At 73.2% G+C, this 13,071-nt stretch carries 10 protein-coding genes; 7 read left to right on the top strand and 3 right to left on the bottom strand.

Annotation, left to right across the window (positions count from 1 at the left end; genetic code table 11):
• Positions 1–63: 63 nt before the first annotated feature.
• From AB0F15_RS22400 to AB0F15_RS22370, 7 genes are all read left to right on the top strand, one after another.
• Positions 64–855 carry a helix-turn-helix transcriptional regulator gene (locus AB0F15_RS22400; protein WP_360273349.1) on the top strand — a complete coding sequence of 264 codons (792 nt, stop codon included), beginning with the start codon at positions 64–66 and terminating at the stop codon, positions 853–855.
• 126 nt (positions 856–981) lie between these two features.
• Complete coding sequence (locus AB0F15_RS22395) at positions 982–1,554, top strand: TetR/AcrR family transcriptional regulator (protein ID WP_360273346.1); 573 nt, start codon at positions 982–984, stop codon at positions 1,552–1,554.
• Between the two features lie 270 nt (positions 1,555–1,824).
• Positions 1,825–3,690: a CocE/NonD family hydrolase gene (locus AB0F15_RS22390; protein ID WP_360273344.1), complete on the top strand. Its 1,866-nt coding sequence runs from the start codon at positions 1,825–1,827 to the stop codon at positions 3,688–3,690.
• 33 nt (positions 3,691–3,723) lie between these two features.
• Positions 3,724–5,286 carry an ABC transporter substrate-binding protein gene (locus AB0F15_RS22385; protein ID WP_360273341.1) on the top strand — a complete coding sequence of 521 codons (1,563 nt, stop codon included), beginning with the start codon at positions 3,724–3,726 and terminating at the stop codon, positions 5,284–5,286.
• On the top strand, positions 5,286–6,650 hold the full coding sequence (locus tag AB0F15_RS22380; protein WP_360273338.1) for a GH1 family beta-glucosidase: 1,365 nt from the start codon (positions 5,286–5,288) through the stop codon (positions 6,648–6,650). The genes AB0F15_RS22385 and AB0F15_RS22380 overlap by 1 nt, the downstream gene beginning before the upstream one ends.
• Positions 6,638–7,579, top strand: a complete 942-nt coding sequence (locus AB0F15_RS22375; protein WP_360273335.1) for an ABC transporter permease — start codon at positions 6,638–6,640, stop codon at positions 7,577–7,579. Before AB0F15_RS22380 ends, AB0F15_RS22375 begins: the two co-directional genes overlap by 13 nt.
• Entirely contained in the window at positions 7,576–10,191 is a 2,616-nt protein-coding gene (locus AB0F15_RS22370) for a dipeptide ABC transporter ATP-binding protein (RefSeq protein ID WP_360273333.1), read from the top strand. The genes AB0F15_RS22375 and AB0F15_RS22370 overlap by 4 nt, the downstream gene beginning before the upstream one ends.
• Here the strand turns inward: AB0F15_RS22370 and AB0F15_RS22365 are convergent.
• Genes AB0F15_RS22365 through AB0F15_RS22355 form a run of 3 tightly spaced genes read right to left on the bottom strand, consistent with a single transcriptional unit; the run spans position 10,184 to position 12,922 of the window.
• The gene (locus tag AB0F15_RS22365) at positions 10,184–11,458 is read right to left on the bottom strand and encodes a nucleotide disphospho-sugar-binding domain-containing protein (protein WP_360273331.1); all 1,275 of its coding nucleotides are present in this window, start codon (positions 11,456–11,458) and stop codon (positions 10,184–10,186) included. The genes AB0F15_RS22370 and AB0F15_RS22365 overlap by 8 nt on opposite strands.
• A gap of 13 nt (positions 11,459–11,471) precedes the next feature.
• A complete protein-coding gene (locus tag AB0F15_RS22360) occupies positions 11,472–12,668 on the bottom strand; it encodes a hypothetical protein (protein WP_360273328.1) in 1,197 nt (398 codons plus the stop codon).
• On the bottom strand, positions 12,659–12,922 hold the full coding sequence (locus tag AB0F15_RS22355; RefSeq protein WP_360273325.1) for a hypothetical protein: 264 nt from the start codon (positions 12,920–12,922) through the stop codon (positions 12,659–12,661). The genes AB0F15_RS22360 and AB0F15_RS22355 overlap by 10 nt, the downstream gene beginning before the upstream one ends.
• Positions 12,923–13,071: the final 149 nt, after the last annotated feature.

Raw genomic sequence — 13,071 nt, 5'->3', positions numbered from 1 at the left:
GCGGGCGTGCATCCCAACGCCGCGGCCGACGACCGACCCGAGATCCACCGTGCGCTGGCCAGAATGCGTGACGCGACCGGCCTGCCGCTCACGTTCGGCGGCGAGGTCGTCGCCGGACGGCGGCTGAAGCTGAGCCAGCTCTCCGGCCCGCACTCCGGGGCGCTCCGCGGAGTCGGTCTCGAGTACGGGCGCGGGCTGGGCGGGAAGGCGGTGGCGCACCGGCGGCCGGTCGTCGTCGACGACTACGTGCGTTCACCCGGCATCAGCCACCACTACGACCACATCATCGTGGCCGAGGGACTGCGCGCGATGGTGGCCGTGCCGGTGGTGGTGACGCGGACTGTGCGCGGCGTGCTCTACGGCGCGCTGCGCAGCTCGATGCCGCTGGGCGACCGCGTGGTCCAGTCCGTCGTGGAGTCGGCGCGCGAGCTCGAACAGACCCTGGCCGTCCGCGACGAGGTGACCCGGCGGCTCGCCTGGCTCGACCGGTACGACACGACCGACTGCACCCGGCCGCAGTGGGAGCTGGTGCGGGAGGCCTACGCCGAACTCCGGATCCTGACCCAGAGCGTCGACGACCCGGTGCTGCGCGGCCGGGTCCGCGCGGTGTGCGAGACCCTGTCCGGCATCACCGGCCGCCCGGCCCGCACCGGGCCGGTGCCGGAGCTGTCGGCGCGGGAGCTCGACGTGCTCGCGTGCGTCGCCCTCGGGTGGACCAACCACCAGATCGCCGACGATCTCGGGATCACCACGGAGACGGTGAAGAGCTATTTGCGCAGCACCATGCGCAAGCTCGTGACCCGCAGCCGGATGGAGGCCGTGGTCAGCGCCCGGCGGTTCGGTCTTCTCCCCTGAGGGTACGGGGCGGGGTACGGTAGTACCGTGCGCGGCCCCACGCCGGGTATGCGAGGCTACGGAACCATGACCGCGAAGCCACCTTGGATGACGCCACCGGGAGCGCGCACGGCTCGGAGCCGACGCATGTCCGACGCCAAGCGCGAGGAGCTGATCCTCCGCCTGGAAAGGCTTTTCCTGGACGAGGGTTTCGCGCGGCTGACCGTCGACGACCTGGCCAGCAGGCTGCAGTGTTCGAAGTCGACGCTCTACGCGGTGGCCGGCAGCAAGGAACAGCTCGTCGTCGTCGCGATCCGGCACTTCTTCCAGGAGGCGGCCGCGCGGGTCGAGGAGAAGACCGGGCCCGTCACCGACCCGCCGCAGCGCATCGCCGAGTACCTCGCCGGGCTGGGCGCCGAGCTGCGGCGGATGTCGCCGGAGTGCTACGCGGACCTGCTCAGCTTCGAGGCGACCGCGGAGCTGTACGCCCGGCACTCGCTCGCGGCGGCCCACCGGGTGCGGGAGTCCATTCAGGACGGTGTCGCCTCCGGCGCGTTCCGCGCGATCAACGCGGACTTCGTCGGCGCGGCGGTCAGCCTGCTCATCGACGGCATCCAGCACGGCGAACTGCTCGACCGTTCGGGACTGTCCATGGCCGACGCCTACACCGAACTCGGCGCACTGGTGCTGGCCGCCCTCGCGAACCCCGCGGGGAAGTAGCCACCCGCCGCCTGGCCGCTCGAGCACGATGCCGCGCCGCCTGATCGCGGTGCGGTGCCACCTGATCGCGGTGCGGTGCCACCTGATCGCGGTGCGGTGCCGGCGGTCGTGCCCGGCTCGTCGACGCACCCGGAGCCGGTGCGACCTCGCCATTTCGTGTCCGAGAGGGCTTGCGCCGTGGCCGCGCGTGTGTCTAACGTACGGAATCCGGTACTGAAGTATTCTATCTCGTACCCACATCGGTCCGGTGTGGGCGGAGCGGAGGCGGCGTTGCCTGCACGCACGGAGACCGATCGGCGTCATGGAGTCGTGCTCCGGCGCGACGTCCGGATCCCCACGCCCGATCCGGGAGTCACGCTTTCCGCCAACCTGTTCCTGCCCGAGGGCCCCGGACCGTTCCCGCTCCTGGTGACCGTTCTCCCCTACCGGCGGGACGTCGCGGCGCTCAACGGGTCGCCCACCGAACGGTGGTTCGCCGAGCGCGGGTACGCGTCCCTGCTCGTCGACCTGCTCGGTACCGGCTCCTCCGACGGCGTGCAGCGGCCGCCGTTCGACCCAGCCGACGCCGACGACGCGCTCGACGCGATCCGCTGGGGCGCCGCCCAGTCGTGGTGCACCGGGGCGGTCGGCATGTGGGGTGGTTCCTACGGGGCCATCACGACACTCCGCACCGCCGCCCGCCAGCCGGCGGCGCTGCGCGCGATCATCGCGCTCGAAGGTCCGACCGACCCCGGCCGCGACTTCGTGCACCCCGGTGGTTCGCGCGGCGCGTTCTCCCCGCTGGCGTCGTGGGCGGTGAGCACGCTGTTCAACCAGCTGCTGCCCCCGGTGGACGACTTCGCCGACCCGAACGAGCAGGCGCGCTGGCGCCGGCGCCTGACGTTCCCGCCCTACCTGCTGGACATGGTCCGCAACGGCCCCGGCTCCCCCGTGTGGGCCCGGCGGCGGATCGACGTCTCGACCGTCGAAGTACCCGCCCTCTGCGTCGCCGGCTGGCGGGATCTGTTCGTGGACGGGGCGATCCGCGCGTACGAAGGCCTGCGCACGACCAAGGCCCTGCTCGCCGGGCCGTGGATGCACGTCATGCCACAGGAATGCCCGTTCACGCCGATCGACTTCCTCGAGATCGCCCGGTCCTGGTGGGACCGCTGGCTGCTCGGCGTGCCGAGCACGCAAACCACTCCCCCGGTCCGCGTGTACGTGCAGGGGAACCGGCCGCGCTGGCTCGGGTTCGCCGCGTGGCCGCCGGAAGGCACCGTCCGGACCGAGGACCTGGCGGGCTGGCAGCGGTCCGCGCCGTCCGCGCCCGACCCGGCCGTGGGCCTGCAGTCCGGGTTGTGGGCGACCCCGGCCGGCCAGTTCGGGCTGCCGCTGGACCAGCACGGCGACGACAGCCACAGTCTCTGTTACACCTCGCCGCCGCTGCCGGGGCCCCTGCTCGTCAGCGGCCGCCCGGCGGTGAAGCTCACCGGGACGTGGCCGCGGGTGTCGGTCAAGCTCACCGACGTCGACCCCGCCGGCCGGTCCCTGCTGATCTGCGCGGGGCTCGAGTCCACCGACGGTGGTGAGCTCACCGTGCCGCTGACCCCGACCACGTACGAACTGGCCGCGGGGCACCGGCTCCGCGTCGTCGTCGCCCCCGGCGACTTCCCCCGGGTCTGGCCGCAGGAGCCGCCCGAGGGCTGGCCCGCCGTGCGGACGCTCCGGCTGCCGGTCGCCGATCCCGCGAGCGGGCGTGACTGCCCGGTGCCGGAACCGGGCGAGCCCACGCCCGCGGACCTGGAGGAACGGCTCGACGGCGATCCCGAGGACCAGACGGCGTCCTGGGAGATCACCGAAGACCTGTTGCACGAGAGGGTTTCCCTACGTCTGGCGGGCAGCAACCGGATCCGCACGGAGGGCGGTCCCGGCGGGCGGCACACCCTGCGCGTCGACCAGGAACTCGTCGCCACCGCGCACCGCATCGACCCCGCCGAGTCCACCGTCACCGGGCGCATCACCGGCACCGTCGCCACCGCGACCGGCGCCCACGTCACCGTCGACCTCGAGGTCACGGCGACCGCGACCACGATCGACGCCTCCGGGAAGGTCGTCCAGGACGGCGTTTCCCTGCTCGACCGGCACTGGCGTGGCTGAAAGCCCACCGGTCCGCTAGCCGAAAGGTGCACCATGTCGTCCCGCCCTGTCCTGTCCCGCCCTGTCCTGTCCCGCCGCGAGTTCACCCTCGGCGGCCTCCTGCTCGCCGCCGGGCTCGCCGCCGGCGCGTGCGGCGGGCCCTCCGGCTCACCCGCCGCGAACGGCACCCTGCGCATCGGCCAGTACTGGCCGCCCACCAGCCTCGACCCGGCGAAGGCGGGCGGGGAGTCGCAGCTGTTCCTGCAACCCGCGTACGACCCGCTGATCCACCGGGCCGCCGATGGCAGTTACCAGCCGGGGCTCGCGACGGCGTGGCGCTACCTCGGCACCGGCAACAAGGCGTTCGAGATCACGCTGCGGGACGGTGTGACCTTCGGCGACGGCAGCCCGCTGACCGCCGACGGCCTCAAGGCGAGCATCGAGCACTTCCGCCGGTCCGCCGGGCAGGCGGCGGCCTTCCTGGCACCGATCGACACGATGACCCCGCAGGGCCGGCTCGTCCTGCGCCTGGCGCTGAGCGAGCCGCACCCGCTGCTGCCGTCGCTGTTCACCCAGGACTTCCTCGCCGGCTACGTGATCAGCCCGGCCGGCCTGGCCACGCCGGCGGAGCTGGCGACCCGGACCTTCGGCGCCGGGCCGTACGTCCTGCTCCCCGCCGAAACCGTCGCCAACGACCACTACACCTACGGTCCCGACCCGAAGTACTGGAACTCGTCAGGCCGGTTCTACGACAAGATCACCATCAAGGTGCTGCCGAACGAGAACACCGCGCTGGCGGCGCTGAAGACCGCGCAGGTCGACGTCGTCGCGGGCAGCTACACCATCGCCGACGGCGCGAAGGCCGCCGGGTTCGAGGTGACGTCGAGCCCGGCCATCGTGATGGGCCTGCAGCTGAACGACCGGGCCGGCACGCTGTGCCCGCCGCTGGCCGACGTGCGGGTGCGCCAGGCGCTCAACCACGCCGTCGACCGGGTGAAGATCACCACGGCCCTGCTCGGCGAGTACGGCATCCCCGTCGACCAGCCGTCGGCTCCCGGCGAAGACGGCTACAGCGAACGACCCTTCTACACCCACGATCCGGGCAAGGCGCGGCAGCTGCTGGCCGAAGCGGGCTTGACCGGCGGGTTCACGCTGCCGGTGGTGGTCCCGTCCACCCCCGCGTTCCCCGGGGACCTGGCACAGGCCATCGCGTCGGACCTGCAGCAGGTCGGTGTCACGCTGCGGATCACGGCCAAGGAGCCGGCGTCCGCCAACACCGCGCTCACGCAGTTCCCGGCCTCCAGCATGGGCTGGGGTGTGCTGCCGGCCTACTTCATGGGGCGCGGGCTCTGGCTGCGGGACGCCATCGGCATGAACCCGTTCCACAGCAGCGATCCCGAGCTGGAACGGCTCGACCAGGCCGCCGCGGCCGCCGACGCCCAGGCCCGGACCGCACTCGACAAGCAGATCATCCGGCGCGTGGTGGAACTCGGCTGGTTCCTGCCGGTGTGCCTGAGCCCGGGGATGCTGTTCTACCGCGACACCGTCGGCGTCGACCCGGTGCCCGGCAAGCCCTTTCCCAGCGTCACCGCCTGGCACCCGGCCGGTCGAGCGTGATGGACGAACTCGCACCGGCGTTCCCGCCGGAGTTCCGGTGGGGCGTCGCCACGGCCGCCTACCAGATCGAAGGCGCCTGGAACGCGGACGGGAAGGGACCGTCCAATTGGGACACCCGGGCCCACCGGCCCGGTGGCCTGGCCGGCGGCGCCACCGGCGACGTGGCCTGCGACCACTACCACCGGACGGCCGAGGACCTCGACCTGCTGGCCGGTCTCGGCGTGGACAGCTACCGCTTCTCCGTCTCCTGGCCCCGGGTCCAGCCCACCGGGCGCGGCCGGTGGAACGGCCGCGGCGTGGCCTTCTACGACCGGCTGCTCGACGGGCTGCTGGCCCGGGGCATCGAGCCGATGCTCACGGTGTACCACTGGGACCACCCCCAGCCGATCGAGGACGCCGGCGGGTGGGCCGGCCGCGACACCGCGGCCCGGTTCGCCGACTACGCCGAAGGGCTCGCCGTCCGGTTCGGTGACCGCGTCACGCGCTGGATCACGGTCAACGAACCGCTTTCGGTGGTGCACGACGGGATGGCCGGCCTGCCGACGGCGTCGGCGCGCGGTCACGGGCTGCGGGTGGCCCACCACCTCCTGCTGGGGCACGGACTGGCCGTCCCGCGGCTGCGGGCGCACGCTCCGGCCGGGGAGATCGGCATCAGCCTCAACCTCGCCGGGACGACCCCCGCCACCGAGGGGCCGGAAGACGTCGCCGCGGCTGCCAGGGCCGAGGCGTACGAAGACCGGCTGTTCCTCGATCCCCTGCTGCGCGGGGACTACCCCCACCTCGACGGACGGCCGGTCATCGAAGCGGGCGACGCCGACCGCGCGACCATCGCCGCTCCGCTGGATTTCCTCGGCGTCAACTGGTACGCCCCCGCGCGGATCGCCGCGTCGGCGTCCGGGGTGTTCGGCTACACCCGGGTGCCGGTCCCCGGCGCGAGCACCAACCTGCTCGGCTGGCCGGTGGCGCCGGAGACGTTCGGTGCGCTGCTGGCCTGGCTGCGGGCGGCCTACCCGGACCTGCCGCCGATCCACGTCACGGAGAACGGCTTCCCCGGCCTCGACGAACCGGACGGCACCGGCCCGGTCCACGACCCGCGGCGCATCGCCTACCTGCGGGCCTGCCTGCGCCAGGTGCACGCCGCGCTCGAAGCGGGCTCGGACATCCGCGGTTACCACGTCTGGTCCCTGCTGGACAACCTCGAGTGGGACCACGGCTACCGCCCGCGCTTCGGGCTCGCGCACGTCGACTTCACGACGCTCGCCCGCACCCCCAAGGCGTCCTACCGGTGGTACCGGCAGGTCATCGCCGCCCACCGTGGTGCCGGGACCGGGCGTGACGGGAAGGAGCGGGCGTGCTCCGGCTGATCGCGCACCGCCTGGTGGTGTCGGTGGCCCTCGTCTTCGTCGTGTCACTGGCCGCCTTCCTGCTGCAGTCCGCCGCCCCGGGCGACCTCGCCCGCGCCATCCTCGGCCAGAACTTCAGCGTCCCGGCCTACGAAGAGCTGCGTCACCAGCTCGGCCTCGACCAGCCCGTGCTGACGCAGTACTGGAACTGGCTCCGGGACGCGGTGCACGGCGACCTCGGCTCGTCCCCGATCAGCGGGCTCTCGGTGGCGGACGAGATCTCCCACCGGCTGCCCGTCACGCTGTCGCTGATCGGCTGCGCCACGGTGGTGACCACCTTCGCCGGCGTCGCGCTCGGCGTCGTCAGCGCGGTCCGGGGTGGCCGGATCGGCCGCGTCGTCGACGTGCTTTCGCTCGTCGGCTACGCGCTGCCCAGCTTCTGGTTCGCGCTCACGATGGTGACGCTCTTCGCGGTCACCGTCCAGCTGCTGCCCGCCACCGGCTACGTCCCGCTCGGGACCTCGCCCGCCGGGTGGGCCCGCAGCCTGGTGCTCCCGGTCGCGACCCTGGCGCTGCCCGGCATCGCCGTGTTCGCCAAGCAGACCCGGGACGCGATGCTGGACGCGCTCTCCCGCGACTACGTGACGGCCTTGCGGGCCAACGGCGTCCCCGAGAGGTCGGTGGTGCTGCGCCACGCGCTGCGCAACGCGGCGATCCCGGTGGCGACCCTGGTCGGGCTGACGTTCATCGGCCTGCTGAGCGGGACGGTGTTCGTGGAGTCGGTCTTCGCCATGCCGGGCCTGGGCGGCTTGGCCGTGCAGGCCACGTCGCTGCACGACATCCGGATGATCCAGGGCGTGGTGGTCGTGTTCACGGTGATCGTCGTCGCCGTCAACCTGCTCGTGGACCTGGCCTACGGCCGGCTCAACCCGAAGGCGAGGATCCGGTGACCGCGGGAGTCGAAGAGTTCGTCGCCCGGGGCGTCCGGCCGGGACGCCGGTGGCGGGCCGCGCTCCGGCGCCCGCTCGCCCTGCTGCCGCTGGGCTACCTCGCGCTGCTGGTCGCCGGTTCGGTACTGGCGCCCGTCCTCGCGCCCGCCAGCCCGGTGGCGACCGACCTGGACCACGTGCTCGCCGGGCCGGGCGCGGCCCACCCGCTCGGCACCGACGCGCTCGGCCGCGACGTGCTGTCCCGGCTCATGTACGGCGGCCAGGTCAGCCTGCTGCACGCCGCGATCGTCGTCGTCACGGTGATCGGGGTGGGTGTCACGAGCGGGATCGCGGCGGGCTACCTGGACGGCTGGTTCGACCGGGCGTTCACCTGGGTGGTCGACGTCCTGCTCGCGATCCCGGTCCTGATGACCCTGCTGGTGGTGCTGGCCGTCGTGGGCGAGCACCAGACCGTCGTGATGGTCACGCTCGGTGTGCTCGTCTCCCCCGGCCTGGCCCGGGTGGTGCGGGGCGCGACCCTGGCGGTGCGCAAGGAGCTCTACATCGCCGCCGCGCGGGTGAGCGGGCTGCCCCACCACCGGATCGTGACGGCGCACGTGCTCCCGCGGATCGCCGGCCCGATCATCGTCCAGGTCTCCCTGCTCGCCGGCGGGGCGCTGCTCATCGACGCCGGCCTGAGCTACCTCGGGTTCGGCGCGCAACCGCCGGACCCGACCTGGGGCGACATGATCGCCCAGGCAGCCTCGGTGATCGACCGCCAGCCGTGGCTGCTGGTGCCGCCGGGGGTCGTGCTCGGCCTGGCGATCCTGGCCTTCGGCCTGCTGGGCGACGTCGTCCGGGACGCGACCGCCGAGCCCCGGCGCAACCGCCCGCACGGCGCACACCGGGCGCCCGCGCCGGCACTGACCCCGCGGGAAGAGCGTTCGACGGCGCTGCTTTCGCTGCGGGACGTCGAGATCACCCTGCCCGGTGGCCAGGTCCTGGTGGAGGACCTCGACCTGGACATCGGCCGCGGCGAGACCGTCGCGCTGGTCGGTGAATCCGGCTGTGGCAAGTCGATCACCGGCCGCGCGGTCCTGGACCTGCTCCCGGCGGGCGGCGCGGTCACCGCCGGGAGCGTTCTGTTCGACGGCACCGATCTCGCCCTCGCCGGGCCGCGGGCGATCCGCGGGCTGCGTGGCTCGCGGATCGCCCTGATCTCGCAGGATCCGGTGGGCGCGCTCGATCCGGTGTTCACGGTGGCGCACCAGGTGAGCGAGCTGGTCCGCCTGCGCCACGGCGGGTCGCGGGCTTCGGTGCGGGAGCGGGCTCTCGGTCTGTTGCGCGACGTGAACCTCCCGGAGGTCGTGGCCCGCCGCTACCCGCACGAGCTGTCCGGTGGCATGGCCCAGCGCGTCGCGATCGCCATGGCGCTGGCCGGGGAGCCGAGCCTGCTCATCGCCGACGAGCCGACCACGGCACTCGACGCCACGGTCCAGGCCGAGGTGCTCGGCCTGCTCCGGCGGCTGCAGGAGGACCGTGGGATGGCGATCCTGCTCATCACGCACGACTGGTCGGTGGTCGCTTCGTCCTGCCGGCGGGCGTACGTCATGTACGCCGGTCACATCGTGGAATCCGGGGCGGTCGGCGACCTGCTCGCCCAGCCGCGGCACCCCTACACCGAAGGGCTCCTCGGCGCGATGCCGAGCCGCGCCGAGGCAGGGGGACGGCTGGCCGCGATCCCCGGCACCGTACCGGAACCCGCGCACTGGCCGCGTGGCTGCCACTTCGCCCCGCGGTGCCCCCTCGCGACGGCCCAGTGCCGATCGCGCCGATCGCCGTGTTCGAACCCGCCACCGGGCACCGCACCCGCTGCCTGCACCACACCCAGCTGTCCCCCGGGGGAAACCGTGCCTCTGCTTGAACCGCCACTGCCCGAACCGCCACTGCTCGAAGTGCACGGACTGCGCGTCGGGTACCGGCCGCACCAGCCGGTGGTCGACGGGGTCGATCTCGTGGTGCGGCCGGGGGAAACGCTCGGGCTGCTCGGCGAGTCCGGCTCGGGGAAGTCGACGATCGGGCACGCGATCGTGGGCCTGGTCCGGCCGGCCGGCGGCCGGATCCTGTTCCGCGGCGCGGACATCACCCACGCGGGTGCCCGGCAGCGACGCGCACTGAGCACCCACCTGCAGGTCGTGTTCCAGGACCCGCACGGATCGCTGAACCCGTCCCGCACCGTCGGCAGCACCCTCGCCGAACCGCTGCGCGTCGTCCGCCGGCTACCGCGCCGGGTGGCCGAGGCGCGGGTCACCGACGTCCTGAAGCGGGTCGGCATGCCCGCCGCCGCGGCGACCCGCTACCCGGCCGCGTTCTCCGGCGGCCAGCTGCAGCGCATCGCCATCGCCCGCGCGCTGGTGCTGGAGCCACAGCTGGTCGTCTGCGACGAGCCGACCAGCGCCCTCGACCTGTCGGTGCAGGCCCAGATCCTCAACCTGCTGCTGGACCTGCAGCAGCAGCTGGGGTTGAGCTACCTGTTCATCTCCCACGACATCGACGTGGTGCGGTTCGTGTGCCACCGGGTCGTGGTGCTGCGCGGTGGCCGGATCGCCGACCACGGTCCGGTGCCTACGTGAGTGCTTCCAGCACCTTCACCGCGTGCCCGGTCCCGTCCTCGGCCCGGATCAGCTCGCCCAGTTCCTTCGCCCGGGCCGGTGCGGTGCCGGTGAGTGCGTGGGTGATCGCGTGGGCCAGGCCGGTCGCCGTCAGCTCCCGCAGTGGCTGGGGCCGTGGTGCGACGCCCAGTGCGGACAGCCGGCGCCCGAAGAAGGGCTGGTCGAACATGAACGGGCAGACCACCTGCGGGCGCCCGGCGGCCAGCGCGGCACCCGTGGTGCCCGCTCCCCCGTGGTGCACGACCGCGGCCGTGCGCGGGAACAGCCAGTCGTGCGGGGCCTGGGTCAGGCAGTACGCGTCCCGCCCGAGGCCGTCGGGCCGGATGCCGCCGCGGCCGAGCGCGACGACCGCCCGGACCCCGGCCGCGCGCAGGGCGGCGGCGGCGATCTGCCCGGTGCGGTCCGGGTCGCTGCCGACCATGCTGCCGAACCCGAGGTAGACCGGCGGTTCACCGGCGGCGAGGAAGGCCGCGAGGCCGGCCGGGGGTGTCCACGGCAGCCGGGACCGCAGGAAGAAGAACCCGGGGGTGTGCACGAACTCCGGGTACCGGGCCCACGGCGGCAGCACGTGCCTGCTGAACGCCTGCAGCACCGGCGCCGGGGTGCCGTCGGGGCGCCGGAGCGGGTCGTGGGCGAAGCGGCGGCGGGGCAGGCCGAGCCCGTTGCGCCGGAACCGCGCCGCGTTCCCCGTGAGGGCCCGGACGAACGTCCTGGTCGAGCGGTAGGAGGCCTCGTTGAGCGCCGCCGGCAGCCGGTACGGGAACAGCGGGTCGGCGAACGACGGCGTCGGCACCCAGAACGGCTGCAGGCACACCGGCACCGCCGGTACCCCCAGCAGCTCGGCGATGGCGTGCCCGGGCACGTTGACCTGGTGCACCACGACGTCGATGTCGTCGTCCTCGGCCAGCACCCGGCCCAGCGCCGCGAGATCGCCGAACACCCCCCGCATGGCGACGCGGTTCTGGCGCAGCAGCCGCAAGCCCAGCCGTTTCCCGCGCAGGCCGCGGAAGTTGCGTTCGACCGCCTCCCACGCCGCCTCGTCACCGACCAGCTTGTTCGTCCCGTCGTCGAGCGGGAGCACCCGGGTGCAGAAGGGTTCGGCCACCGCGGCCGACGACGCCGGCACGGCCAGCACCACCTCGTGCCCGGCGCCGGTCAGGGCGGCGGCCAGCGCGGCGAACGGCTGGACGTCGCCGCGGCTGCCGTGGGTCAGCAACAGAGCCTTCACGAACCGTCCCTCCCTAGGCCGAGGCGCCGATGATCAGCAGCTGCTCGTGCAGCTCGCGGACGAGCCGGTCGACGTCGCCACGGGTGAAGAAGCGATCGGTGAAGATGTGCAGCACCGTCAACCGGTCCCGGTACGTCGAGACGTAGTAGCCGGGGAAGAACGTGTCGCCGACGGTGTTGAGGATGTGGATCTCGGTGAACGCAGTGCCGGACGGGGCCGGGAACTCCGCGACCACACCGAGGTTGCTGATCAGCGCGTAGGAAAGGTTGCGGCCCAGGGTGTCCTCCATCGGGACCGCGTCGCGGCCTCCCTCCAGGCCCGCGAGCACCTCGTCCATCCGCGCCTTGACCTCCCGGCCGATGAGGACTGGGCTCAACCGCGGGGACACGCCCGTTTCGGCGACGTAGGACATCATGAAGTTGGTCGTTTCCAGCTCGCCGACCGGCGGATCGACCCGACGCCGGAAGTCGACCGGCGATACGCAGTACATCGGCACGGTTTCCCGCCCGCCGGCCAGGACGCGCTGGGCGAGCAGGATCGCGCCGGCGACCAGGCCGTGCACCGTGGTCTCGTAGCGGCGCGCCGCGCGCTTGAGCCACTGCGTCTCCTCGGTGCCGAGCCGCAGGTAGCCGCTGATCAGGCCCGCGGTCCCGGCCGGCGGCTCCGGCGGGGTCGCGGAGTGGAACAGCCTGCGGTCGTACGGGATCAGGCCGAGCCGTTCGTGGAACAGCGCGGCGGGCGGCGCGGGCAGTGCCGTGCCCGGCTCGCTCACCGGCTCCTCCCCCGCTGCGAACGCGGTGAACAACCGCAGCAGCTCCCGGAAGGTGCCGAGCCACGCGTTCGCATCGGTGATCGAATGGTCCGTGCGCAGGGCGACGAACCCGTGCCCGTCCCCCTGGACGAGCACGAGGTCGGCGACCCCCGCCGTGGCATCCCACGGCAGCTCGGTGATCTTCGTCAGCACGTCCGGCACGTCCTCGAGGACGAGCACATCCGGTTCGTGCTCGGGTGACACCGCCAGCACGGCCTCCGGCGCGGTGCCGCGGATCCGCGCCCGCAGCACGGGGTGCACCGCGCACAGGTGCCGGAACGCCCTGGTGAGCGCATCGGCGTCGAGGTCTCCATGGTACTCCGCGGCCATGATCACGACCCGGTCGAGGTGGGCCAGCTCCAGGTAGTTCAGCGGACGTTCGAGCACGGTCAGGTCCATTTCCACTCCCGCGTGAAGAACTGCGTCCCGTTGACGAGCACCTCGGCCGTGACGGCCGCGTCAGCGGCCCCCATGTCGATCCCGGCCCGGACGACGACCCGGTCGCCGTCCGGGGTTTCCGCGGTCTTCTCGCCGCTCGCCGTCATGCGCGTTCCCGCCGGGTGGTGCTCGGGCACGCCGAGGTCGACCTGCGTGGTCATGGCGAGGAAGTCGCGGTCGGCCCCCGGGTACCGGATCCGGTCCCGCTTCTCCACCGTCAGCCGGACCGACGAGCGGAGGTGGTCGCGGGCGATCTCCCACCGGTCGCGCCGGGGCCCGGCACCAGTTCGCAGGACGCGTCGAGGAACGTCCGGATGTCTTCGATCTCGAGCTCGAACGACGCGTAGCCGTCCGGTGACTCGAT

Origin of the sequence: Amycolatopsis sp. NPDC026612 (assembly GCF_040638285.1) — a bacterium.
In the GTDB taxonomy this organism is placed as follows: domain Bacteria; phylum Actinomycetota; class Actinomycetes; order Mycobacteriales; family Pseudonocardiaceae; genus Amycolatopsis.
This window is presented reverse-complemented; position numbering and strand designations above follow the sequence as displayed.